The organism is Mycobacterium sp. 852002-30065_SCH5024008 (assembly GCF_001665645.1).
Classification (GTDB): Bacteria; Actinomycetota; Actinomycetes; order Mycobacteriales; family Mycobacteriaceae; genus Mycobacterium; species Mycobacterium paraffinicum.
On sequence record NZ_LZSZ01000184.1, the window covers coordinates 44,306 to 68,213 of the forward strand.

A 23,908-nucleotide genomic window follows, 5' to 3' on the forward strand; every position below is an offset into this window, starting at 1 on the left:
CATGGGAAGCAATGACCAGGCGACAGCGCACGCCGCGACGACGGCGGCGTCGGCCCGGTTGTTCGAGGATGCCTGCGCCGTCATCCCCGGCGGGGTGAACTCCCCGGTGCGCGCGTTCACCGCGGTAGGCGGGACCCCGCGCTTCATCACCGAGGCCCGCGGGTGCTGGCTCACCGACGCCGACGGCAACCGCTACGTCGACCTGGTCTGCTCCTGGGGCCCGATGATCCTGGGCCACGCGCACCCCGCCGTCGTCGAGGCGGTCGTCCGGGCGGCGTCTCATGGGCTGTCGTTCGGCGCGCCCACGCCGTCGGAGAGCGAGCTGGCCGCCGAGATCATCGGGCGGGTGGCGCCGGTCGAACGGATACGGCTGGTCAACTCCGGCACCGAGGCGACGATGAGCGCGATCCGGCTGGCCCGCGGGTTCACCGGCAGGCCCAAGATCGTCAAATTCTCCGGCTGCTATCACGGCCACGCCGATGCGCTGCTCGCCGACGCGGGCTCCGGGGTGGCGACGCTGGGTCTGCCGTCCTCGCCCGGGGTCACCGGCGCGGCGGCCGCCGACACGATTGTGTTGCCGTACAACGACATCGACGCCCTGCGGCGGGTGTTCGCCGAATTCGGCGACCAGATCGCCGCGGTGATCACCGAAGCCAGCCCGGGCAACATGGGCGTCGTCGCGCCCGCGGCCGGCTACAACGCCGGGCTGCGCGCGATCACCGCCGAGCATGGCGCGCTGCTGATCGTGGACGAGGTGATGACCGGGTTCCGGGTCAGCCGAAGTGGTTGGTACGGAATCGATCCCGTCGCCGCCGACCTGTTCACCTTCGGCAAGGTGATGAGCGGCGGACTGCCCGCGGCCGCGTTCGGCGGGCGCGCCGAGGTGATGGAGCGGCTGGCGCCGCTGGGGCCGGTGTATCAGGCCGGCACGCTGTCGGGCAACCCGGTGGCGGTGGCCGCCGGCTTGGCGACGCTGCGCGCCGCTGACGCCGACGTCTACGCCGCGCTGGACGCCAACGCCGACCGGCTGGCCGGCCTGCTCTCCGAGGCATTGACCAGCGCCGCTGTGCCGCACCAACTTTCGCGGGCAGGCAACATGCTCAGCGTGTTCTTCGGCGACGCGCCGGTGACCGACTTCGCGTCCGCGCGGGCCAGCCAGACGTGGCGTTATCCGCCGTTCTTTCACGCCCTGCTGGACGCGGGCGTCTACCCGCCCTGCAGTGCTTTCGAGGCATGGTTCGTCTCGGCGGCGCTGGACGACACGGCGTTCGACCGGATCGCCGACGCCCTGCCCAACGCGGCCCGCGCGGCCGCCCAGGAGGACAAGCCCTGATGGCCGAGCAAACCCGCATCCACGTCGTGCGCCACGGCGAGGTGCACAACCCCAGCGGCGTCCTCTACGGCCGGCTGCCCGGGTTCCACCTGTCCGACCGGGGCCGTGAGCAGGCGGCCGCGGTCGCCGATGCGCTGTCCGGCCGCGACATCGTCGCGGTGGTCGCCTCCCCGCTGCAGCGGGCCCAGGAAACCGCCGCGCCCATCGCCGCCAAGTACGACGTGGCCGTGGACACCGACCACGACCTGATCGAATCGGCGAACTTCTTCGAGGGCCGCCGCGTCGGCCCCGGCGACGGCGCCTGGCGCGACCCGCGGGTCTGGTGGCAGCTGCGCAATCCGTTCACCCCGTCGTGGGGCGAGCCGTACGCCGAGATCGCGGCGCGGATGGCGACCGCGGTGGACAAGGCCCGAGCCCGCGCAGCCGGCAGCGAGGTCGTATGCGTCAGCCATCAGCTGCCGGTGTGGACGCTGCGGCTGCACCTGACCGGCCGGCGGCTGTGGCACGACCCGCGGCGCCGCGAGTGCGGGCTGTGTTCGATCACCACCCTGGTGTACGAGGGGGAGCGGCTGGTCGACGTCGAGTACCAGGAACCGGCGGGCGCTTGATCATGCGGCGACTGGCGACGGCCGGGGTCGTACTGACGACCCTGGTTGCCGGCTGTTCTTCCGGTCGCGACGCGGTGGCGCAGGGCGGCACGTTCGAATTCGTCTCGCCCGGCGGGAAGACCGACATCTACTACAACCCCCCGTCCGGCCGCGGCCACCCCGGTCCGCTGTCCGGGCCGGACCTGGCGGACCCCGCTCACCCGCTGTCGCTGGACGATCCGATCTTCGCCGGCCGCGTCGTCGTCATCAACATCTGGGGGCAGTGGTGCGGCCCATGCCGGGCCGAGGTCAGCCAACTGCAGCAGGTGTACGACGCCACCCGCGACAAGGGGGTGTCCTTTCTCGGCATCGACGTGCGCGACAGCAACCGGCAGGCAGCGCTGGACTTCGTCAACGACCGGCACGTGACGTTCCCCTCCATCTACGACCCGGCGATGCGCACGCTGATCGCGTTCGGCGGCAAGTACCCGACCACCGTGATCCCGTCCACGCTCGTTCTCGACCGTCAGCACCGGGTCGCGGCGGTATTCCTGCGCGAACTGCTGGCGGCCGACCTGCAGCCCGTGGTGCAGAAGGCGGCCCAGGAGTGAGCGGGTTCACCCAGATCGCCGCCGCCGGACCGCTCCTGGTGGCCCTCGGCGCGTGCCTGCTGGCGGGGCTGGTGTCGTTCGCCTCGCCCTGCGTGGTGCCGCTGGTACCCGGCTACCTGTCCTACCTGGCCGCCGTCGTGGGCGTGGACGAGCAGCCGCCGCCCGGCGCCATCAAGGCCCCGCCGTCGGCGCGGTGGCGGGTCGCGGGCTCGGCGGCGCTGTTCGTCGCCGGATTCACCCTGGTGTTCGTGCTGGGCACCGTCGCCGTCCTCGGCATGACGACGGCGCTGATCACCAACCAGCTGCTGCTGCAACGGGTCGGTGGCGTGCTGACGATCGTGATGGGGCTGGTGTTCGTCGGCCTCGTTCCCGCCCTGCAGCGCCAGGCCCGGTTCAGCCCGCGGCAGCTGACGACGGTCGCCGGGGCGCCGCTGCTGGGCGCGGTGTTCGCGCTGGGCTGGACGCCGTGCCTGGGGCCGACGCTGGCCGGGGTGATCACCGTGGCCTCGGCCACCGACGGCGCGAGCGTGGCTCGGGGGATCACGCTGGTGATCGCGTACTGCCTTGGGCTGGGCATCCCGTTCGTGCTGCTGGCCTTCGGCTCGGCGGGCGCGGTGGGGGCGCTGGGCTGGCTGCGCCGCCACACCCGGGCCATCCAGATATTCGGGGGCGCGCTGCTCATCGCGGTCGGTGCGCTGCTGGTCAGCGGCGCGTGGAACGACTTCGTCTCGTGGCTGCGTGACGCCTTCGTTTCCGACGTGAGGCTGCCGATTTGAGGCAAGTTCTCGCTTGGGCCCGCAACACCTGGCGCGCGCTGACGTCGATGGGCACCGCGCTGGTGCTGCTGTTCCTGCTCGCGCTGGGAGCGATCCCCGGGGCGCTGCTGCCGCAGCGCAGCCTCAACGCCGGCAAGGTCGACGACTACCTGAAGGCCCACCAGGTCATCGGGCCATGGCTGGATCGGCTGCAGGCCTTCAACGTGTTCTCCAGCTTCTGGTTCACCGCCATCTACGTCCTGCTGTTCGTCTCGCTGGTCGGCTGCCTGACCCCGCGGATGATCGAGCACGCCCGCAGCCTGCGCGCCACACCGGTGGCCGCCCCGCGCAACCTGGCCCGGCTGCCCAAGCACGCCAGCGCCGAGATCGAAGCCGACGCCAACGAACTGAACGCGCTGGCGAACCAGATCACCGGCCGGCTGCGCGGCTGGCGCACGGCCATCCGGCATGACGGTGAAGCCGTCGAGGTATCCGCCGAGAAGGGCTATCTGCGCGAGTTCGGCAACATCGCCTTCCACTTCTCGTTGCTGGGCCTGCTGGTCGCGGTGGCCGTCGGCAAGCTGTTCGGCTACGAGGGCAACGTCATCGTGATCGCCGACTCCGGCCCGGGCTTCTGCTCGGCCTCGCCGGCCGCATTCGACTCGTTCCGCGCCGGCAACACCGTCGACGGCACGTCGCTCAACCCGATCTGCATACGCGTCAACGACTTTCAGGCGCACTACCTGCCGTCCGGGCAGGCCACCTCGTTCGCCGCCGACATCGACTACCAGGCCGGGCACGATCTGGCGGCCAACAGCTGGCGGCACTACCTATTGGAGGTCAACCACCCGCTGCGGGTCGGCGGTGACCGGGTGTACCTGCAGGGCCACGGCTACGCGCCCTCCTTCACCGTGACCTTCCCGGACGGTCAGACGCGCTCGTCGACCGTGCAATGGCGACCCGACAACCCGCAGACCCTGCTCTCGTCGGGGGTGGCGCGCATCGACCCGCCCGCGGGCAGCTATCCCAACGCCGCCGATCGCCGACAGCACGAGATCGCGATCCAGGGCCTGCTGGCGCCGACCGAGCAGCTCGACGGCACGCTGTTGTCGTCGCGCTTCCCGGCCCTGAACGCCCCCGCGGTGGCCGTCGACATCTACCGCGGTGACACCGGGCTGGACACCGGACGACCGCAATCGCTGTTTACGCTCGATCCGCGGCTGATCCAGCAGGGCAGGCTGACCAGGGAAAAGCGTGTCAACCTGCGCGCCGGGCAGGAGGTGCGGATCGACCAGGGTCCGGCGGCCGGGACCGTCGTCCGCTTCGACGGCGCCGTGCCGTTCGTCAACCTGCAGGTATCCCACGACCCCGGGCAGGCCTGGGTGCTGGTCTTCGCCATCACGATGATGGTGGGCCTGGTGGTATCGCTGCTGGTGCGCCGGCGCCGGGTGTGGGTCACGCTTACCCCGGGGGCCGGTACGGTGAACGTCGAACTGGGCGGGCTGGCGCGCACCGACAACTCCGGCTGGGGCGACGAGTTCGAGCGGTTGACCGAGCGGGTGCTCACCGGCCTCGATGAGCCCGGCGCGGCGCAGTCACCCAAGCCGCCCGCGTCCAAAAGGAGTTCTCAGGTGGACGTCAAATGAACACGGTGCACGTCAACATCGGCTTGGCGCGGTACTCCGACTGGGCCTTCACCTCGGCCGTGGTGGCGCTCGTTATCGCGCTGTTGCTGTTGGCCTTCGAGCTGGCCTACGCCGGCGGCCGCCGCGTCGACCGGCGCGAGCAGATGCTGGTCGGTGCGGTGTCCTCCGACAGCTTCACCCCCGGCATCGTCGAGGAGGCGCCCGGCCGGCCGTTGGACGAACGGGTGGGGCGGGCCGGGCTGGCCGTCGTCTACCTCGGCATCGGGCTGCTGCTCGCCTGCATCGTGCTGCGCGGCCTGGCCACCCTGCGGCCGCCGTGGGGCAACATGTACGAGTTCATCAACCTGACCTGCATGTGCGCCCTGCTCGCCGGGGCCTTCGTCCTGCGCCGCCCGCAGTACCGCCCGCTGTGGGTTTTCCTGCTGGTGCCGGTGCTGATCCTGCTTACGGTGTCCGGCCGCTGGCTCTACACCAACGCCGCGCCGGTGATGCCCGCCCTGCAGTCCTATTGGCTGCCCATCCACGTGTCGGTAGTGAGCCTGGGCTCCGGGGTGTTCATGGTCGCCGGCATCGCCAGCATCCTGTTCCTGTTGCGTACGTCTCGGCTGGGCGAACCCGGGGCCGAGGGCGCCCTGGCCCGGATCGTCCGGCGATTTCCCGACGCGCAGACCCTCGACCGCGTCGCCTACCGGACCACGATCTTCGCCTTCCCGGTGTTCGGCTTCGGGGTCATCTTCGGGGCGATCTGGGCCGAGGAGGCCTGGGGCCGGTACTGGGGTTGGGACCCCAAGGAGACCGTGTCCTTCGTCGCGTGGGTGATTTACGCCGCGTACCTGCACGCCAGGTCGACGGCGGGCTGGCGCGACAGGAAGGCGGCCTGGATCAACGTCGCGGGGTTCGTGGCCATGGTCTTCAATCTGTTCTTCGTTAACCTGGTGACTGTGGGCCTGCATTCGTATGCGGGCGTGGGGTGACCGCAGCGACCGACCCAAGTAACACAACAAGGGGGAGTGCACGTGTCCGACCATCCAATGACGGGCGTCGGAACGCCCGATCAACCGACGACGCAATTGCCTCCGCAGGAGTTGTCCGCCTCGCCATCGCCGGAAAACGCTGACGAGTCGCTTGCCGACGGCGGCGAAGCGCCGACTCGCGCCTTCGCCGGATTCCGCACCGAGCGTCGGGTCCCCGGCCCCGAGCGGCGCGAGGCGGCGCCGCCCACCACGCCCAGGCCCGCGGGGATGCCGCCGTGGGACGCCACCCCGGTGACCGGCATCCCGCGGGTCGACCCGACCGCGTACGGCGCCTACTACACGGGCCCGGCCGACGCGCCGCCCCCGCAAGCCCCGCCGCGCCCGGAGCCGCTGCCGCACACGCCGTACCCGGAGCTGTCCACCGGCATGCTGCTGCGGCCCGTCAAGCCGCCGCCCTCCGAAGGCTGGCGGCGACTGCTCTACGAACTGTCCGGCCACCTGATCAACCTCGGGGAGGGCCCCCGGGCCGCCCGCTACAACAACCTGGTGGCGCAGGTGAACCGGCCGTTGCGCGGGTCCTACCGGATCGCGCTGTTGTCGCTCAAGGGCGGGGTCGGCAAGACGACCATCGCCGCGACCATGGGCGCCACCTTCGCCTCCATCCGCGGTGACCGGGTGGTCGCGGTCGACGCCAACCCGGACCGCGGCACCCTGAGCCAGAAGATCCCGCTGGAGACGGCGGCGACGGTGCGCCAGCTGCTGCATGACGCCGGCAGCATCGAGCGCTACAGCGATGTCCGCCGCTACACCTCGAAGGGCCCGAGCGGGCTGGAGGTGCTGGCGTCGGAGACCGACCCGGCCATCTCGGAGGCGTTCGGCGCCGACGACTACACCCGGGTCCTGGACGTCCTGGAGCGGTTCTACGGCTTGGTGCTCACCGACTGCGGCCCGGGACTGCTGCATTCAGTGATGTCGTCGGTGCTGGAGAAGGCCGACGTTCTCGTCGTGGTCAGCTCGGGATCCATCGACGGGGCCCGTAGCGCGTCGGCGACGCTGGACTGGTTGGACGCGCACGGCCACGAGGAGATGGTTCGCAACTCGGTCACGGTCATCAACGGGGTGCGGTCGCGAACGGGCAAGGTCGACATGAACAAGGTGGTCGACCACTTCTCCCGCCGCTGCCGCGCGGTTCAGATCGTGCCGTTCGACCCGCACCTCGAGGAGGGCGCCGAAATCGAGTTGGACCGGCTCAAGCGGTCGACCCGCGAGGCGCTCACCGAGCTGGCGGCCATTGTCGCCGACGGGTTCCCGGGTGACCAGCGCAATCCCGGAGTCGCGTAGAGCGAGCCTTAACGGGGGTTGTTGTCCCCGTGCCCTAACCGCCGTAAGAAGTCTGGATCGTCGTCGGGCCCGATAACGCGCGTCTTCGCCCGGCTGGTTTGTGACCGAGCCGTCCGCCAGCCAACGTAGATCAGCGTCCCCAACATCAGGACGAGCAGCAGGTAGAGCACTCAACACCTCCGTTGACGAATATACCCGCGTCGTAGGCTCTCCCCTGTGTCAGAAGGAGCTAGCGACAACAGCGCTGGGGACCGCGTGGATGAGGGCGGGCCGCAACGCGCCGGCCGTCGGGCGGTCGTCGACGTTCTGCTCTACGCGGGGGCGCGGCTGCTGCTGGCGGTGGCGCTTGCCGCGGCAATCTACGGGGTGGCGCGCCTGATGGGTGTCAGCCAGTTTCCGATCGCGGTCGCCGCGTTGTTCGCTCTCATCATCGCCATGCCCCTGGGCATTTGGCTGTTCGGCCCGCTGCGCCGGCGCGCTACCGCGTCCCTGGCGATCGCCGGCGAGCGCCGGCGCCGGGAGCGCGAGCAATTGCGGGCGCGGTTGCAGGGTGAGGCGCCGACCGACGACGCGTGAGACCGGTCAGAAGTTGGGCATCCGGACGACCTGCGCGGCGTAACTGAGGCCCGCGCCGTAACCGATCAGCAGGGCGAGGTCGCCCGGCCTGGCCGCCCCGGTCGCCAGCAGTTCGGCCATCGCCAGGGGGATGGAAGCCGCCGACGTGTTGCCGGTGTGCTCGATGTCGTTGGCGACGATGGCGTCCGGTCGCAACTCGAGGCCCTTGGCCAGGACCTCGTTGATGCGGCTGTTGGCCTGGTGCGGCACGAACACGTCGATCTCATCGGGCCTGACGCCCGCCGCGTCCATCGCCTGCCGGCCGACCTTGCCCATCTCGAATGCCGCCCACCGGAACACCGCGCTGCCCTCGAGCCGCAGGAACGGGCGCGGGCCCGTCGGGCTGTCCATGTAGTCGATCCAGTCGATGTCCTGGCGTATCGCCAGGGCCTGCTCGCCGTCACTGCCCCAGACGGTTGGCCCGATGCCCTGATCGGGCGTCTCGCCGACCACCACTCCGGCCGCGCCGTCGGCGAAGATGAAGCAGTTGGTGCGGTCCTGCATGTCCACGGTGGGGGACAGCTTCTCCGAACCGAGGACCAGCACCTTGGCGGCGGTCCCGCCGCGGATCATGTCGGCCGCGACACCGAGCGCGTAGCCGAACCCGGCACACCCCGCCGAGACGTCGAACGCGGGCACGCCGGTGGAGCCCAGCGCCGCGGCGACGGCCGGGGCGCAGGCCGGGGTCTGCAGAAAATGCGTGCTGGTCGCGACGATCACGCAGTCGATGTCCGACGACGTCAACCCGGCGTTCGCGATCGCCTGCCGCCCGGCCTCCGTGGCCATCGACGCGGCGGATTCATCGCGGGCGGCGAACCGGCGGGTTTTGATCCCGGTGCGGGAGTAGATCCACTCGTCGGACGATTCGATGTTCTCGCAGATCTCGTCGTTGGTGACCACCCGTTCGGGGCGGTACGCCCCGACGCTGAGCATGCCGATGTTCGTCGGTCCACTGGTCGCGGCGATCTGCTTCATTGCTGTCCCCGATCGGTGCTCGCTGTGAACGGCCATCGGTCCCCGACGCCGGTCCCTCATTGTTATCGGATCCGGTCGCGCCAGTTCACTCGAGTGTGCAGTTACGGCGGCGACACGCCGTGAAACGCCGCCGCCAGTGCACAGTCAACGCCGTGGGCGCACGCGCGGTCAGCCGGCCAGCGCCAGCGCCGCGGCCACCGCGATCGCCCAGGCGACCATGGCCAGCCCGGTATCCCGCAGCACGGGAATCAACTCCCGGCCGCCGCGTCCCGACCGCACCGGACCCGCCGCACGCAGCGCCAGGGGCGTGGCAACGAATCCCACGGCGCACCACGGCGTCGCCGCCATCAGCACCAGGGTCAATATCCCGGCGGTCGCCAGCAGCGCCTGGTACAGCAGGCGGGTGCGGGCGTCGCCCAGCCGCACCGCCAGCGTGATCTTCCCCGACTGCGCGTCGGTGGGAATGTCCCGCAGGTTGTTGGCGACCAGCACCGACGACGACAACGCCCCGATCGACACCGCGAGCGCCACCCCCACCCAGTCCACCCGCAGCGACTGGGTGTACTCGGTGCCGAGCACGGCCACCAGGCCGAAGAACACGAACACCGCGACCTCACCGAAACCGGCGTAGCCGTAGGGTTTCGAGCCGCCCGTGTACAGCCACGCGCCGGCGATGCACACCGCCCCCACGGCGATCAGCCACGGCGCGCTGACGAGCGCGAGCGCCAGGCCGGCCGCCGCCCCGAACGCCAGGCTCGCCACCGCGGCGGCCAGCACCGAGCGGGGGGAGGCCAGCCGCGAGCCCACCAGGCGCACCGGGCCGGCCCGGTCGTCGTCGGTGCCGCGGATGCCGTCGGAGTAGTCGTTGGCGTAGTTGACACCGACGGTCAGCGCGACCGCGACGGCCAGCGCCAGCAGCGCCTTCCACCACACCGCGGATCCCAGCCACGCCGCCGCGCCGGTGCCCGCGACCACCGGCGCCACCGCGTTGGGCAGCGTCCGCGGCCGCGCACCAGAGATCCACTGCCCGAAATTGGCCACGCACGCATCCTGCCAGGGCCCGGCGCGCCCCCGCACCCGCGATCGGCGTGGGGCCATGCACCACAATGGGCTGATGCTCGGAGTCATCGGCGGCAGCGGCTTCTACACCTTCTTCGAGTCCGACACCCGCGCCGTCGACGTCGACACCCCGTACGGCCCGCCCAGCGCCCCGGTGACGATCGGCGCCGTCGGGGGACACGAGGTCGCGTTCTTGCCCCGGCACGGGACCACGCACCAGTTCTCGGCGCACACCGTGCCGTATCGGGCGAACATGTGGGCGCTGCGCAAGCTCGGGGTGCGACGGGTTTTCGGCCCGTGCGCCGTCGGCAGCCTGAACCTCAACAACGGCCCGGGCGCGGTGGTGGTGCCCGACCAGCTGGTGGATCGCACCAGCGGCCGCCCCGACACGTACTTCGACTCCGGCGGAGTCCACGTCGACTTCGCCGACCCGTACTGCCCCACCCTGCGCGCCGCGGTGGCCGGCCTGCCCAATGTGGTCGACGGTGGCACCATGGTCGTGATCCAGGGCCCGCGGTTTTCCACGCGCGCGGAAAGCCAGTGGTTCGCCTCCGCCGGGTTCTCGCTGGTCAACATGACCGGCTACCCGGAGGCGGTGCTCGCGCGTGAACTCGAAATGTGCTATGCCACAATCGCTTTGGTCACCGACCTGGACGCCGGTATCGCGGCCGGCGAGGGCGTGACGACCGGCGAGGTGTTCGCCGAATTCGAGAAGAACATCGGGGGATTCAAGGAGGTGGTGCGCCAGGCCATCGGCCGCGTCGCCGACGAACGCAACTGCACGCACTGCCTGCCGCACACCGGCGTCACGCTGCCCCTCGAGCTGCCGTGAGGGTGTTGCTCACCGGGGCGGCCGGTTTCATCGGTTCGCGGGTGGCCGCGGCGCTGCGGTCGGCGGGCCACGACGTGGTCGGCGTCGACGTGTTGCTACCGGCGGCCCACGGTCCGAATCCGGTGCTGCCGCAGGGATGTCACCGCGTCGACGTCCGCGACGCCGACGCCCTGGCGCCCCTGCTGGACGGGGTGGACCTGGTCTGCCACCAGGCGGCGATGGTCGGTGCGGGCGTGGACGCCGCCGACGCCCCCGCCTACGGCGGCCACAACGATTTCGCCACCACGGTCCTGCTGGCGCAGATGTTCGCCGCCGGGGTGCGCCGCCTGGTGCTGGCGTCGTCGATGGTGGTGTACGGGCAGGGCCGTTACCACTGCGGGCAGCACGGGCACGTCGACCCGTTGCCGCGGCGGCGCGCCGACCTCGACGCCGGGAGCTTCGAACACCGTTGCCCGATCGGGGATGAGGAACTGCAGTGGCGCCTCGTCGACGAGGACGCCGCGCTGCGACCGCGCAGCCTGTACGCGGCCAGCAAGACCGCGCAGGAGCACTACGCGCTGGCGTGGTCGGAGTCGACGGGCGGTTCGGTGGTGGCGTTGCGCTACCACAACGTCTACGGCCCCGGGATGCCGCGCGACACCCCGTATTCCGGGGTGGCGGCCATCTTCCGGTCGTCGCTCGAAAAGGGCGAGCCGCCAAGGGTTTTCGAGGACGGCGGCCAGATGCGGGACTTCGTCCACGTCGACGATGTGGCCGCCGCGAACCTCGCGGCGACCCAGGAGATCGACGGATTCACCGCGGTCAACGTCTGTTCCGGGCGGCCCGTCTCCATCCTGCAGGTGGCCGGCGCGCTGTGCGACGCGCGCGGCGGTGCACTCTCGCCCGTGATCACCGGCCAGTACCGCAGCGGCGACGTGCGCCACATCGTCGCCGATCCGTCCCGGGCGGCCGAGGTGCTCGGCTTCCGGGCGGCCATCGACCCGGCCGAGGGCCTGCACGAGTTTGCGTTCGCCCCGCTGCGCTGAGCGCGCTACGCCTGCGGCGGCCGGTAGATCTTGGGCTTCTGGACCGGAATCTGTCGCGTCGCGGAGTCGTCGCCGCGGAAGAGCCGCGGGCCGGTGGTGATCCGGGTGGTGGCCGCGGCCGACGGCGGGGCGGCGTGGCCCACCGGGACCCGCGCCCTCGGCGCGGCCGGAACGCCGCCCGCCGGCACGGCGGGCTTGGGGACGGCGCGGCGGCGGCGCACGCGGCGGCCGCGCAGCTGCCCGGTGACGATGGCGGCCCCCAGGATGCACAACGCCAGTCCGCACAGCGTCACATCGAAGGTGCTGGTGATCTGCTGGGCGAGGTTGTTGCCGTAGACCGGGTGCTGCGCGGGGGAGTTGGCTGAGTCCGCGAACCGTGGCGCCAGCACCACGCCCACGACGACGCGGGCGACGCTGAGCGTGGCGACCAGACCGCACAGCGACGAGATCAGTCGCGCCGAGTGGGCGGCGTGGCGCAGGTTGATGCGCAGCCAGATCGCCAGCACCGCGGTGGCCAGATCGAACGCGGCCAGGACCATGCTGTCGTACCGGGAGAAGGGGTAGTCCAGGCTCACGGCGACGAAGAGGTCGGTCAACCGCATCAGCATCGAGCCCACGCTCCATACGGCGATGAGCAGCAAGCCATTTCGGGCCGCCACCCGCCAAGCGCTCTCCTCGGCCCCGGTCGTGTTGCGGTGACCGAACAGGGTTTGCGGCGCGAACATCGCGGCGGCCGCCGCCCACGCCAAATAGCCCTCGAAGCCCACCCCGGCGGTCGACGTGTTCTGCGCGATGCCGTGGAACGCGTCGAGATCCCGCCCCAGGGGCAGGATCCACACCAAGATCCCGGCGACCAGTGTCGACGTGCCGAGCGCGACGGTGGCCAGCCGCCCGGCCCTGGTGCTGCGCAGCAACCACCTGGCGCCGACCAGCACGGCCACCAGCGCCACGGCGCCGTACACCACCGCCGTCACAATGACCGCCACGTTCTGCTTGCCGAATGCGCCGGCGCCGCCGGTGTTCTGCAGCGCGTAGCGAACCCGCCAGTACAGGTTGAAGCCAAAGCTGAGCGCCGCCAACGCCATCGACGCGTAGCCGATGAGCCGGGCCGATCTCAGCCAGCCGGTGTGCTCGTCGCCCTCGGGAACCGGTCCCGTGTGGGCGCCGGCGGCCACCGCTTGGGCGCTCAGCATGCAGCCGGCGATTCCCACCCACGCTCCCGGCCCCACCCCGCCCGGCACGTTGACCGTGCCACCGAACCGGACGGTCTCGAACGCGTCGAAGACCACGAACGCCAGGACCAGCAGCGCGTAGGGGACGTTGAGTCCCAGGCGAATCCGGCCCGCCCTCGCGGGGTTGAAACGCGCGCCGGAGGACCTCCAGGAACCGGCCACGGCGACGGCGATGACGGACAGCGCGGTCACGGCGAGCAACATCGCGAAGAGGGTCGGACTGCTGCCGGGGATCCCGACGCCGAAGTACAGATTCCACGGCAGGAACAGCGCGACGACGAGCAGCGCGATCGCGGTCAGGTCGCTGACGATGTGCCAGCGCCGTGTCGTCGCGTTCCCCGCCACCGGCGGAGCGCCGGTGGCCGGCCGGATGATGCGAGCGGTTTGCTGCGCCTGTCCGGGATCGATGGGGCCGGTGGGCGCGTCGTCACTGCTCTGGATCACCATGCCCCCCGGAATTCAAGGACGGTCAATCGTGGCGCAGGTTCGGTCGCGCGGCGGGTGAATACCCTGCCGAGGCGGCCGGACTGCTCGCTTGCGAACATATTCTCCGTTCGGACGCCCTCGCAGATTCCCCCGCGACCGTCCTGTCGTTCGAGAAGCTGGTTACGCTGCGCTATGGGCAAACGTTGTCGCCCGAATAACGGATACTGCCAACGGTATCGCAAGTGTAATGATGCCGGGACATTGCTGGTCGTGGGGTAGCCAGCCGAAGGAGAACCGGGATGGACGTCGTGTTGGGGGTCGCGGTCACGGGCCCGGTTGCCCGCTTGGCGCTTGTCGGGCCGGGCGCGGACGTGATCGACCAATCCGTCGTCGACCTGGAGGAGAACCCGGTCGGCAAACTCACCGAGACGGTGGTGGGCACCAATCGGCTCCTGGCGGACGAGAACCACCGGCTGGTCGGCACCCGGGTGTGCTGGAGCGACGATCCTCGGGCTGGCCAGCTGCGGCAGGCGCTGGAAGATTCCGGCGTTTCCAACGTCGCGTTGCTCTCCGATTCGCAGGCGGTGGCCGCCCTGATGCGCGCGGCCGGCCGCCCCGGCGCCGCAGCGCTGGTGCTGGACGACGCGACGGCGACGCTGTCGGTGCCGGGTTCCGCCGATGACCAAAACGCGCCGCCGACCGTGCTGGTCAGGGAGGCGGTCGCCGGCGGCGACGCGACCGCGACGTTCAACACGATGATGGCCCAACTCAGCGCCCGGCCCGACGCCCCGGGCGACGTGTACCTGGTGGGCGCTTCGCCCGAGCTGGCCCAGGTCGCCGACCAGTTCCGCGATGCGTCGACCATGCGGGTGCAGGTCGCCGATGACCCCTCCTTCGCGATCGCCCGGGGCGCGGCGATGGCCGTCGCGGCGCAGACGGCGTTGTCGGCCGGGGATGCCACCGCGATGGCGCCGGCCGTGGGACTCACCGGCGACGAAACCGCCATGGCGCCCGGGCTCACCGGGGATGAGACCGCCATGGCGCCCGGGTTCACCGGGGATGAGACGACGCTCGTGCCGCCGGCAGATGTGGAGGAACCACAGCTGGCGTACTCGATGACCGACGATGCCGAGCCGTTCGCCGGCGACGAGTACGGCCCCGAATACGACGACGTCGACGACTTCGACGAGACCACGGCCATCCCCTCGCGGTTGAGCCGCCGATCCTTGGTGGTGGGCAACGCCGTGCTCGCCTTCGCGGTCATCGGTTTCGCGTCGCTGGCCGCCGCGGTTGCCATTGCGGTCCGTCCCACCGCGAGTCAACAGCCGGTGGTGGGACACCAGAACGCCGCCCCGGGCAAGTTCATGCCGTTGCTGCCGACCCAGCAGCAGGCGCCGGTGCCACCGCCCCCGGTTGATCAGCCCAACGCGGGTTTCCAGGGCGGCGTCATCCCGGACGCCAACGGTCTTATTCCGGCACAGGGCGGCGGGCCGGCCGTCCCCGCTGCGCCGGTGTCGCCCGGCTTCGTACCCAACCCGAATCCCGCTGTGCCCGTTCCGGTCCCGATCATCGTTCCGGTCCCGGTGTATCCCCCATACAACCCGCCGACGTTCACGACGCCGACGACCACGACGACGATCACTACCACGACACCGACCACGACGACGCCCACCACGACGACGCCCACCACGACGGAGCCGTCCACCACAACGCCAACCACGACCACGCCGACGACAACGACACCGCACGTGACCACGACCACCCCGCCGACGAGCTCGAAGGAGCCGTACACCTCGACCCAAGCGCCGACAACCCAGGCGCCGCCGCCGAGCACGCACGAAACGACGGCGGCGCCGCACACGCAGAACCCGCAAACGCTCGCCCCGCAGGAGCCACGCATCCATCGCGGGTTCTGAGGCGTCCATGCCCGAGGCCGTCACGGTGGTGCTGCCGTGTCTCAACGAGGAGGAGTCGCTGCCCGCGGTGCTGGCGGCCATCCCCGCCGGATACCGGGCGCTGGTCGTCGACAACAACAGCACCGATGACACCGCCGGGGTCGCGCGGCGGCACGGCGCCGAGGTTGTGGTCGAGCCGCGGGCCGGGTACGGCTCGGCGGTGCACGCGGGCCTGGTGGCGGCGAGGACGCCGATCGTGGCGGTGATCGACGCCGACGGCTCCATGGACGCCGGGGAGTTGCCGCGGCTGGTCGCCGCGCTCGAGCAGGGTGCCGATCTGGTGATCGGGCGGCGCCGGCCGGTAGCCGGGCTGCATTGGCCGTGGGTGGCCCGGGTCGGCACCGTGGTGATGAGCTGGCGGCTGCGCACGCGCCACGGATTGCCGGTGCACGACATCGCGCCGATGCGGGTGGCCCGGCGCGAGGCGCTGCTGAATCTCGGTGTCGCCGACCGGCGTTCGGGTTACCCGCTGGAGCTTCTGGTCCGGGCCGCGGCCGCCGGCTGGCGCGTGGTCGAACTCGACGTCAGCTACGGCCCCCGCACCGGCGGTAAGTCGAAGGTCAGCGGTTCGCTGCGGGGGAGCATCACCGCGATCCTCGACTTCTGGAAGGTGATCTCGTGACACTGCCGGTGACGCTGCTGGTGGTGGCGAAGGCGCCCGAGCCGGGCCGGGCCAAGACCCGGCTCGCGGCGACGGTCGGGGACCTCGTTGCCGCCGAAATCGCCGCCGCCGCACTGCTGGACACGCTGGACGCGGTGGCCGCGGCGCCTGCGGCGAACCGGGTGGTGGCCATGACCGGCGACCTGAGCGCCGCGGCCGCCGCCGACGAGATCCGGCAACGGCTGGGGTCCTTCACGGTGATTCCCCAGCGCGGCGACGACTTCGCCGACCGCCTCGCCAACGCCCATGCCGATGCGGCGGACGGCTATCCGGTGGTGCAGATCGGAATGGACACCCCGCAGGTGACCGCCGACATGTTGATCGACTGCGCGCGACGCTTGCAGGAGGCGCCGGCCGTGCTCGGGCCGGCCGTTGATGGCGGCTGGTGGGTGCTCGGTTTACGGAGCCCCGAGGCGGCCGAGTGCCTGCGCACGGTCCCGATGTCGCGGCCCGATACGGGACTGCTGACGTACCGGGCGTTGCACGACTTGGGAATTGGGGTGTACCCGGCGCCGGAGCTGGCCGACTTCGACGTCGTCGACGATGTGGCCGCGGTGCGCGAGGCGTGCGGGCCCGCCAGTCGCTTCGCGAAGGTGACCCGGGCGGCCGGCCTGTAGCCCGCGCCTACCAGTTCGTGACGATGAGGGTGTTGAGCAACAGGGCGCCGGCGACGTTGAGCGCCAGCCACACCCGGTGCGACCGGACGGGCAACAGCGCGGGCGCCGCGGTGAGCCAGATGGTGAAGGGCAGCCAGATGCGCTCGACCTCGGCCTTGCTGAGCATGCTCAGGTCCGCGCAGGCGATGGCGGCGAGCGCCGCCAGCAGCAGCAGGTGGAACCCGGAGCGGCGGCGGATGGCCACCGCGTCGAACACCCGGCTGACGCCGGCGACGCTGCCCAACCCGATCGCACACACCACCGCCGCCAGGTTGGCCCAGCTCCAGTACGCAAACGGGCGGTCTTTGGCGATGCCCTGCCAATAGCGTTGCTGCACAAGGGTATAGCCGTCGAACCAGTAGAACCCCGCGACCGCGAAGGCGACCGCCACCGCCACCGCGGCCAGCGTCGCCGGGCCGAGCGCCCGCAGCACCGCGCGCCAGTCGGTGGCCGATGCCAGCACCGCCAGGGCCGGGAGCCCGATCAACATCAGGCCGTAGTTACAGAACACGCCCCAGCCCAGCAGCAGGCCCGCGGCGGCGCCTGTCAGGGCGGGGAACCGGAGCGGTCGGTGCACCGCCATGGCCAACAGCGCGATGCCCCATGCCGCGACCCCGGCGAAGTAGCCGTCGGCGGAGACCGCGACCCAGATTGCGGTCGGCGCCACGGCCACGAACGGCGCGGCGCGGCGCGCGGTCTGCTCGTCGGCCAGCGCGCGAACGGCAATCAGCACCGCGGCCGCGGCGCTGGAGCCGACCAGCAGGCACAGCAGCCCAGCCCACGCGCCCCCGTGCAGGCCGATCCGATCCAGCCAGACGAAGGTCAGCAGCGCCCCGGGTGGATGCCCGGACACGTGGGTGGTCCAGGAGTTCGGTTGGTAGTCGACGATCCGGCTCGCGAACGTGCGCACCGTAGCCGGGATGTCGGCGATGCTTCCCACCTGGGACAGGTACTCGTCCCGGGTGGTCAGCCGGCCGGCGAAGCCGCGCTGCCACCCGTCGATCATCGCCAGCGCGAAGGCCCAGGCGCAGGCGGTCGCCCAGGTGCTCAGCGTCAGGATCCGCCACGAAAGGCGTTGCGCCAGAAGCGGTCCCCACGCAACGGCGGCAATCGCTAGGGCGACGGCAGGCCCGGTACCCCAACTGGCGTGGATCTCCCAGGCGCCGAAAATCGGCGCGGCCCCGGTGTGCATGCCGAACCGCTCCTGCCCCACATCGGTCCGCGGCCGCACGCCCCAGTGCAGCCGCGGCAGGATGAACGCCGCCCCGACCAGAACCACCCCGGCCGCGACGGCCGCTAACTCCCGACGTGCCACCCTCACGGTCGACCAGCCTATTGATCGCCAGAACCGGCGAAGCGGCGCACCAACGCCGCCCGGTCGACCTTGCCGATGCCGCGCCGCGGCAGCGCGTCGACCACGTGCAACTCGCGCGGGGTGGCGGTGGCGTCCAGGGTGCGCGTCACGTGGGCGCGCAGCGCGTCCAGCGTCGGCGCCGAGCAACCCTCGGCCAGCACGATCGCGGCCACCACCCGCTGGCCCAGCCGGTCATCGGGCACGCCGAAAACCGCGCAGTCCACCACGGCGGGATGGGCGCCCAGCGCCGCCTCGACCAGCTGCGGCAGCACGGTCAACCCGCCCGTGCTGATCGCGTCGTCGGCGCGGCCCAGCACGGTCAGCACGCCCGCCTCGTCGACAACGCCGAGATCGTCGGTGCGGAACCAGCCCGGCTCGGCGAACGGGTCGGGGTCCACCGGATTGCGATAGCCCTTGGCCAGGGTCGCGCCCCCGAGGGCGATGCGCCCGTCGTCCACCCGGACCAATACGCCGCGCAGCGGTACGCCGTCGTAGACGCAGCCACCGGCGGTCTCACTCATGCCGTAGGTTCGAACCACGGTGATGCCGGCCGCCTCCGCGGCGTCGAGCACGCCCTCCGGGGCCGGTCCGCCCCCGAGCAACACGGCATCGAGTTCGGCGAGCGCGCCCGCGGCCGCCGGATCGGTCAGCGCCTTGGCCAACTGCGCCGCGACCAGCGACGTGTAGCGTCGGCCGGGTCCCAATCGCCTTATCGCGCCGGGCAATTCGGCCGCATCGAAGCCGTCGGAGACGTCCAGCTCGACGGGCGCCGAGCCCGCGAGCGCGCTGCGCACCAGCACCTGCAGCCCGGCGATGTGGTACGGCGGCAACGCCAGTAGCCAGCCGCCCGGGCCGCCGAGGCGGTCATGGGTGGCCGCGGCGCTGGCCGTCAGCGCGGCCGCCGTCAGCAGGGCGCCCTTGGGCGCACCCGTGGTTCCCGAGGTCGTCACCACCAGGGCCACGTCGTCGTCGATGTCTGCCCCGACCCGCAGGGCCGCCGCCAACGCTTCCGAGCCGGGGGCCAGGGCAACCAGGGCTGGGTCGCGGCCATCCAGCACACGTTCCAGGGCGGGCAACAGTGATGAGACCGCCGAACCCGGCAGGACGGTCTGGGCGCGCAGTACGGCTATGCGGGGTCCTCGACCTGGTCCGCGTCATCGAACGGCCAGCCCTGCGCTTCCAGCCGGACCCGCACCCGCTCGACGTCGTCGGGGGTGGGCAGCTCGTCGGTGATCTTGCTGATCAGCACCCCGATGTCGACGTCGTCGAACTCGCCGCGCCGGATCAGCTCGCAGGCAACCTCTTTGACCTCATCGTTGGACATGCGGCGCGCCAGCAGCGCCAGCACCGGGAAGGTGTCCGTCGGCGGGACACCTTCCGGGTATCCCGCGCGCAGCCACGAGACGATCGAATTGAGAAATCCGTTCACGCTGGTCCAACTCCCCCCGGTGTCCGGCTCGTTGACGCGGTGGGCATCGCTCGATGCTACTTGGGCTTGGCTCCAAGGAACGCGACGCCGGTGTGATGGGCGATGAAGTCCCGGGAGATGTACGCCAGAGCAAAGGCGATCGCCAGCAGGACCACCGCATAGATCGCCCATGCGAGGGCCAGCAGCATCGGGTTCTTCTGTGCCGAGCGGCCATCGGTGCTCACCTGCCCGGCTCCCACCGCGTGGAATCGGAGCCCCAGGGCGAACAGCCCCGGCAACGCGGCTCCGGCCAGCATGGCGAAGAGCAGGATCTTGAGGGAGGCCTGGTAGTTGAACCAGTCGCTGAAGTGACTCATCAAGCGTTCGCCTTCATCGTGGGGTCGTCGGAGTCGTAACGCGGGGTGCTGCCCACCTTGGGGCCACCGTCGGAGGGCGGTTCGTGGCCGTCCGCGGCGTCGAGCCCGGCGGTCAGATCGCCCTGCCATTCGGCGTTGACGTTGTTGTGGTCGACTTTGACCTTGCGCGACCGGACGTAGATGGTCGCCGAAACCGCGATCAGCAGCGCGAAGCCGACGATCGCCCCGGGGTAGCCGCCGATGTAGTGCACGATCCAGTAGGTGACCGCACCGACCAGCCCGGCCAGCGGCAGCGTCACCAGCCAGGCGACACCCATGCGGGCGGCGACGCCCCAGCGGACCTCGCCGCCGGGCTTGCCGAGCCCACTGCCCAGCACCGAACCCGTGCACACCTGGGTGGTCGACAGCGCGTAGCCGAAGTGGGCGGAGAGCAAAATCACTGCGGCCGAGGAGGACTCGGCCGCCATGCCCTGCGGCGACTGGATCTCGACCAGCCCCTTGCCCAGGGTGCGGATGATGCGCCAGCCACCCAGGTAGGTGCCCAACGCCATCGAGACCGCGCAGCCGACGATGACCCACAGCGGGGGCATGGCGGCATTCTTGCTGATCGAGCCGTAGGACATCAGCGCCAGGAAGATGATGCCCATCGTCTTCTGCGCGTCGTTGGTGCCGTGCGCCAGCGAGACCAGCGAAGCCGAACCCCACTGGCCGTACCGGAAGCCGGCCTCGGTGCGCTTGGTCGGGATGCCGCGGGTGATCCGGTAAACCAGCCAGGTCGCCACCGCGCCGACCAGGATGGCCAGGATCGCCGACACGACGGCCGGGATGATCGCCTTGGACACCACGCCCTTCCAGATCACCCCGTGCGCGCCGACGGCCGCCATGGTGGCGCCGACGATGCCGCCGATCAAGGCGTGCGAGGAGCTGGAGGGGATACCGAGGAGCCAGGTCATCAGGTTCCACACGATGCCGCCGACCAGGCCGGCGAAAACCAACTCCAGCGTCACGATGTGCCCATCGATCAGGCCCTTGGCGATCGTGGCGGCGACGGCGGTGGACATGAACGCGCCTACCAGATTCAGCACCGCGGACAGTGCGACCGCCGCCTTGGGCTTGAGCGCGCCGCTGGCGATGGAGGTCGCCATCGCGTTGCCGGTGTCGTGGAAGCCGTTCGTGAAATCGAAAGCCAGTGCCGTGATTACGACGATGATCAAGAGGAACAACTGGATGTTCACAGCGCCCGATTCTGGTGGTAGTGGGATTCCATTGTCGAATGCAGGAAGACCTGAATCGCGGGTGTATTTTGAGTCGTCGCCAGATGTTACCTCTCAGTTAACCGGAATTTCCCTGCGGTTTACCCCGGGTGTCGCGGCGTAGCGGGTGGTCAGGCGGGATTTGAACGAAGATCAGCGTGATCCCGTCCGGGTCGGTCACGTGCATCTCGTATAGGCCCCACGGTTCTTGGCGCGCCTCGCGTGCGATCGGCACGCCGCGGCTTTGCAGCTCGGCCTGGGTCGCTTCGATGTCGCGAACCTGGAGCCACAGCGCGCCGGGGAACGGGCCCCGGGAATGGTCCGGGGAGCCGTAGCCCGCCAGCTCCAGCAACGACTGGCCGGCGAAAAAGACTGTGCCCGCGCCGTATTCGCGGGCTATCGCGAGCCCGATCTGGTCCCGGTAAAACGTCAACGACTGCTGATAGTCCGCCGGCCGGAACAGCATCCGGCTGGCCAGGATCTCCATAGCGTCGTGTCTATCACATGGGCGGGTTCAGCTGCCGTTTTCGCGGTTGGGTTGGATCCGCTGCCGCTGCATGAGCGTGTTCACCAGCCGGGGACCAAACGTGTCGATCGCCTTCGCGGCGATCGCCATCCGCGGCGCGATCCGCACCGGCCGGGTGCGGGCGGCGGTCAGCATCCACTCGGCCGCCTCTTCCGACGTGAGCGCCGGCATGCCCTCGTACGCCTTCGTCGGCGCGATCATCGGTGTGGCCACCAGTGGGTAGTACAGCGTCGTCGAATGCACACCCTTGCGGCCCCACTCCGTCTCCACGACGCGGCTGACCGCCGACAGCGCCGCCTTCGATGCGTTGTAGACCGCGAACAGCGGCGACGCCTCCGACAGCACCCCCCAGGTGGAGACGTTGATGATGTGGCCGTCGCCGCGCTCGAGCATGCCGGGCGCCAGCCCACGGATCAGCCGCAGCGGCGCGTAGTAGTTGAGCGTGATGGTCCGCTCGACGTCGTGCCAGCGCTCCAGCGACTCGGCCAGCGGCCGGCGGATGGACCGGCCGGCGTTGTTGATCAGGATGTCCACCCCGCCGAGCCGCTTCTCGACGTCGGCGACCAACGTGTCGACGGCGTCCATGTCGGAGACGTCGCACGGCAGGGACAGCGCGGTGCCGCCCGCCGTGGTGATCCGTTCCGTGAGCGCATCGAGCAATTCCTGGCGGCGCGCGACGACGGCCACCGTCGCGCCCTCGCGGGCCAGCAGTTCGGCGGCGGCCTCGCCGATGCCCGACGAGGCGCCGGTGAGCAGGATGCGCTTGCCGTTGAGGTCGACCGGCCTGATGGCGGGCCGGTTGATCAGCACCTGCGGGGCCATCGGGGGGCGCATGGTGGCCAGGACGAGCTGATCGGTGATCCGGCGCAGGGGACTCTTGCTCACGTGGGGAGTCTAGGGGCGGGGCTCGTCGGCCCGTTCGGCGCTAGAAGTAGCGCGGGAACCGGCTCCAGTCCGGCGGCCGCTTCTCCAGGAAGGCGTCGCGGCCCTCGACGGCCTCGTCGGTCATGTAGGCGAGCCGGGTGGCCTCGCCCGCGAACAGCTGCTGACCGACCAGCCCGTCGTCGAGCAAATTGAAGGCGAACTTCAGCATCCGTTGCGCCTGAGGCGATTTGGCGTTGATCTCGGCGGCCCACTCGATTGCGGCCTGCTCCAGGTCGGCGTGGTCGACGACCGCGTTGACCGCGCCCATGTGGTGCATCTGCTCGGCGGTGTACGCGCGGCCGAGGAAGAAGATCTCGCGGGCGAACTTCTGTCCGACCTGGCGCGCCAGGTAGGCGCTGCCATAGCCGCCGTCGAAGCTGCCGACGTCGGCGTCGGTCTGCTTGAACCGGGCGTGCTCGCGGCTGGCCAGGGTGAGATCGCAGACCACGTGCAGGCTGTGCCCGCCGCCGGCCGCCCAGCCGTTGACCAGGCAGATGACCACTTTCGGCATGAACCGGATCAGCCGCTGCACCTCGAGGATGTGCAGCCTGCCGGCGCGGGCGGGGTCGACGGTCTCGGCGGTGTCGCCGCTCGCGTACTGGTAACCGCTGCGCCCGCGGATGCGCTGATCGCCGCCGGAGCAGAACGCCCAGCCGCCGTCTTTGGGGGAGGGGCCGTTGCCGGTCAGCAGCACCACGCCCACGTCGGGGGACATCCGGGCGTGGTCGAGCACCCGGTAGAGCTCGTCGACGGTGTGCGGCCGAAACGCGTTGCGCACCTCGGGCCGGTCGAACGCCACCCGCACGGTCGCATCGGTGACGTGGCGGTGGTAGGTGATGTCGGTCAGGTCGTCGAACCCGGCCACGGGCCGCCAGGCCTGGGCGTCAAAGGGATTGTCAGTCAAGGTTTTCGAACTCCTATACCGGGTCCAGGCGAAACACTGCGCAGCGGCCGGCCAGGGCTTCGAACTCGTCGGGGCGCCCTTCGCTGACGAGCCCCGCCCGCTTCATGAAGCCGACGCCCGTCGGCACTTCGGTGGGGAAGAGCCGCAGGATCGGCCGCGCGTCGTCGGCGGACAGCTCGGCCATCCGCACCCTCTGGACGTGACGGCCGCGCGCGATCGTGGCATCACCGGAGGCCCGCACGTTGGCCACCCAGTCGGCGCCCGGGAACCCGGCGACGACGTACTGCCGGCCGTCGACGGTCATGGGGGTCACCGGGGTCGAGCGGGCCGCGCCGGACTTGCGGCCGGTCACCGTCAACACGACGGGGCTCTCGCCGCCGAAACTCATTCCCAGCCGCGACATCTGGATGAAGACCTTGTTGGCCGGCTTCAGCCACCACGGCGGCTTGATCGGTTTGCCGCTTCCCATACCCAGCGAC

Annotated in this window: 26 protein-coding genes; 13 read left to right on the forward strand and 13 right to left on the reverse strand. The window is 70.8% G+C overall.

The window, feature by feature from the left end; genetic code table 11:
* The first annotated feature begins 1 nt into the window (after nucleotide 1).
* From hemL to A5781_RS23945, 7 genes are read left to right on the forward strand one after another with little or no spacing between them, the layout of a single operon-like run.
* Nucleotides 2-1,333, forward strand: coding sequence for a glutamate-1-semialdehyde 2,1-aminomutase (gene hemL / locus A5781_RS23915; protein WP_067212974.1), 1,332 nt, complete (start codon nucleotides 2-4; stop codon nucleotides 1,331-1,333).
* The gene (locus tag A5781_RS23920) at nucleotides 1,333-1,941 is read left to right on the forward strand and encodes a histidine phosphatase family protein (RefSeq protein ID WP_067212977.1); all 609 of its coding nucleotides are present in this window, start codon (nucleotides 1,333-1,335) and stop codon (nucleotides 1,939-1,941) included. Before hemL ends, A5781_RS23920 begins: the two co-directional genes overlap by 1 nt.
* A gap of 2 nt (nucleotides 1,942-1,943) precedes the next feature.
* On the forward strand, nucleotides 1,944-2,531 hold the full coding sequence (locus A5781_RS23925) for a TlpA disulfide reductase family protein (protein ID WP_067212980.1): 588 nt from the start codon (nucleotides 1,944-1,946) through the stop codon (nucleotides 2,529-2,531).
* A complete protein-coding gene (locus tag A5781_RS23930; RefSeq protein ID WP_067212983.1) occupies nucleotides 2,528-3,307 on the forward strand; it encodes a cytochrome c biogenesis CcdA family protein in 780 nt (259 codons plus the stop codon). Before A5781_RS23925 ends, A5781_RS23930 begins: the two co-directional genes overlap by 4 nt.
* A gap of 47 nt (nucleotides 3,308-3,354) precedes the next feature.
* Complete coding sequence (locus A5781_RS23935) at nucleotides 3,355-4,932, forward strand: cytochrome c biogenesis protein ResB (protein ID WP_067212985.1); 1,578 nt, start codon at nucleotides 3,355-3,357, stop codon at nucleotides 4,930-4,932.
* Nucleotides 4,929-5,906 (forward strand): c-type cytochrome biogenesis protein CcsB, encoded by a 978-nt coding sequence (ccsB, locus tag A5781_RS23940; RefSeq protein ID WP_067212988.1) that lies wholly within the window; start codon nucleotides 4,929-4,931, stop codon nucleotides 5,904-5,906. Before A5781_RS23935 ends, ccsB begins: the two co-directional genes overlap by 4 nt.
* A gap of 42 nt (nucleotides 5,907-5,948) precedes the next feature.
* Nucleotides 5,949-7,247 (forward strand): MinD/ParA family protein, encoded by a 1,299-nt coding sequence (locus A5781_RS23945; RefSeq protein ID WP_231990849.1) that lies wholly within the window; start codon nucleotides 5,949-5,951, stop codon nucleotides 7,245-7,247.
* An 8-nt stretch (nucleotides 7,248-7,255) separates the two neighbouring features.
* On the opposite strand, the gene A5781_RS25745 is transcribed toward A5781_RS23945, so the two are convergent.
* Nucleotides 7,256-7,417 (reverse strand): hypothetical protein, encoded by a 162-nt coding sequence (locus A5781_RS25745; protein WP_156625004.1) that lies wholly within the window; start codon nucleotides 7,415-7,417, stop codon nucleotides 7,256-7,258.
* A gap of 85 nt (nucleotides 7,418-7,502) precedes the next feature.
* On the opposite strand from A5781_RS25745, the gene A5781_RS23950 reads away from it, so the two are divergent.
* Complete coding sequence (locus A5781_RS23950) at nucleotides 7,503-7,823, forward strand: DUF4229 domain-containing protein (protein ID WP_067212992.1); 321 nt, start codon at nucleotides 7,503-7,505, stop codon at nucleotides 7,821-7,823.
* Between the two features lie 6 nt (nucleotides 7,824-7,829).
* Here the strand turns inward: A5781_RS23950 and A5781_RS23955 are convergent, their stop codons facing one another.
* Together A5781_RS23955 and A5781_RS23960 are read right to left on the reverse strand one after the other, a co-directional pair.
* Nucleotides 7,830-8,837: a beta-ketoacyl-ACP synthase III gene (locus A5781_RS23955; RefSeq protein WP_067212995.1), complete on the reverse strand. Its 1,008-nt coding sequence runs from the start codon at nucleotides 8,835-8,837 to the stop codon at nucleotides 7,830-7,832.
* 168 nt (nucleotides 8,838-9,005) lie between these two features.
* Complete coding sequence (locus A5781_RS23960) at nucleotides 9,006-9,878, reverse strand: 1,4-dihydroxy-2-naphthoate polyprenyltransferase (protein ID WP_067213218.1); 873 nt, start codon at nucleotides 9,876-9,878, stop codon at nucleotides 9,006-9,008.
* 70 nt (nucleotides 9,879-9,948) lie between these two features.
* On the opposite strand from A5781_RS23960, the gene A5781_RS23965 reads away from it, so the two are divergent.
* Both A5781_RS23965 and A5781_RS23970 read left to right on the forward strand, forming a co-directional pair.
* Nucleotides 9,949-10,728, forward strand: a complete 780-nt coding sequence (locus A5781_RS23965; protein ID WP_197504034.1) for an S-methyl-5'-thioadenosine phosphorylase — start codon at nucleotides 9,949-9,951, stop codon at nucleotides 10,726-10,728.
* Nucleotides 10,725-11,753 carry an NAD(P)-dependent oxidoreductase gene (locus A5781_RS23970; protein ID WP_067213000.1) on the forward strand — a complete coding sequence of 343 codons (1,029 nt, stop codon included), beginning with the start codon at nucleotides 10,725-10,727 and terminating at the stop codon, nucleotides 11,751-11,753. Before A5781_RS23965 ends, A5781_RS23970 begins: the two co-directional genes overlap by 4 nt.
* Before the next feature lie 5 nt (nucleotides 11,754-11,758).
* Here the strand turns inward: A5781_RS23970 and A5781_RS23975 are convergent, their stop codons facing one another.
* A complete protein-coding gene (locus A5781_RS23975; RefSeq protein WP_067213003.1) occupies nucleotides 11,759-13,432 on the reverse strand; it encodes a hypothetical protein in 1,674 nt (557 codons plus the stop codon).
* A 278-nt stretch (nucleotides 13,433-13,710) separates the two neighbouring features.
* Between A5781_RS23975 and A5781_RS25750 the strand changes: the two genes are divergently transcribed.
* From A5781_RS25750 to A5781_RS23990, 3 genes are read left to right on the forward strand one after another with little or no spacing between them, the layout of a single operon-like run.
* Complete coding sequence (locus tag A5781_RS25750; RefSeq protein WP_067213005.1) at nucleotides 13,711-15,327, forward strand: hypothetical protein; 1,617 nt, start codon at nucleotides 13,711-13,713, stop codon at nucleotides 15,325-15,327.
* 7 nt (nucleotides 15,328-15,334) lie between these two features.
* Complete coding sequence (locus tag A5781_RS23985) at nucleotides 15,335-15,988, forward strand: glycosyltransferase family 2 protein (RefSeq protein ID WP_067213009.1); 654 nt, start codon at nucleotides 15,335-15,337, stop codon at nucleotides 15,986-15,988.
* Nucleotides 15,985-16,644 (forward strand): DUF2064 domain-containing protein, encoded by a 660-nt coding sequence (locus A5781_RS23990; RefSeq protein ID WP_067213012.1) that lies wholly within the window; start codon nucleotides 15,985-15,987, stop codon nucleotides 16,642-16,644. Before A5781_RS23985 ends, A5781_RS23990 begins: the two co-directional genes overlap by 4 nt.
* Nucleotides 16,645-16,651: 7 nt before the next feature.
* On the opposite strand, the gene A5781_RS23995 is transcribed toward A5781_RS23990, so the two are convergent.
* From A5781_RS23995 to A5781_RS24035, 9 genes are all read right to left on the reverse strand, one after another.
* On the reverse strand, nucleotides 16,652-18,004 hold the full coding sequence (locus A5781_RS23995; RefSeq protein ID WP_067213015.1) for a hypothetical protein: 1,353 nt from the start codon (nucleotides 18,002-18,004) through the stop codon (nucleotides 16,652-16,654).
* A gap of 11 nt (nucleotides 18,005-18,015) precedes the next feature.
* Entirely contained in the window at nucleotides 18,016-19,104 is a 1,089-nt protein-coding gene (gene menE, locus A5781_RS24000) for an o-succinylbenzoate--CoA ligase (protein ID WP_369817790.1), read from the reverse strand.
* A 59-nt stretch (nucleotides 19,105-19,163) separates the two neighbouring features.
* A complete protein-coding gene (locus tag A5781_RS24005) occupies nucleotides 19,164-19,466 on the reverse strand; it encodes a DUF3349 domain-containing protein (protein ID WP_067213021.1) in 303 nt (100 codons plus the stop codon).
* Nucleotides 19,467-19,522: 56 nt separating this feature from the next.
* Nucleotides 19,523-19,822, reverse strand: a complete 300-nt coding sequence (locus A5781_RS24010; protein WP_067213024.1) for a hypothetical protein — start codon at nucleotides 19,820-19,822, stop codon at nucleotides 19,523-19,525.
* Complete coding sequence (locus A5781_RS24015) at nucleotides 19,822-21,057, reverse strand: inorganic phosphate transporter (protein WP_067213027.1); 1,236 nt, start codon at nucleotides 21,055-21,057, stop codon at nucleotides 19,822-19,824. The genes A5781_RS24010 and A5781_RS24015 overlap by 1 nt, the downstream gene beginning before the upstream one ends.
* A gap of 97 nt (nucleotides 21,058-21,154) precedes the next feature.
* Nucleotides 21,155-21,562 carry a VOC family protein gene (locus A5781_RS24020; protein ID WP_067213030.1) on the reverse strand — a complete coding sequence of 136 codons (408 nt, stop codon included), beginning with the start codon at nucleotides 21,560-21,562 and terminating at the stop codon, nucleotides 21,155-21,157.
* Between the two features lie 27 nt (nucleotides 21,563-21,589).
* Nucleotides 21,590-22,486 (reverse strand): SDR family oxidoreductase, encoded by an 897-nt coding sequence (locus tag A5781_RS24025; RefSeq protein WP_067213033.1) that lies wholly within the window; start codon nucleotides 22,484-22,486, stop codon nucleotides 21,590-21,592.
* A 40-nt stretch (nucleotides 22,487-22,526) separates the two neighbouring features.
* Complete coding sequence (locus A5781_RS24030; protein WP_067213034.1) at nucleotides 22,527-23,429, reverse strand: 1,4-dihydroxy-2-naphthoyl-CoA synthase; 903 nt, start codon at nucleotides 23,427-23,429, stop codon at nucleotides 22,527-22,529.
* Between the two features lie 13 nt (nucleotides 23,430-23,442).
* The gene (locus A5781_RS24035; protein WP_067213038.1) at nucleotides 23,443-23,898 is read right to left on the reverse strand and encodes a nitroreductase family deazaflavin-dependent oxidoreductase; all 456 of its coding nucleotides are present in this window, start codon (nucleotides 23,896-23,898) and stop codon (nucleotides 23,443-23,445) included.
* Between the last annotated feature and the right edge of the window lie 10 nt (nucleotides 23,899-23,908).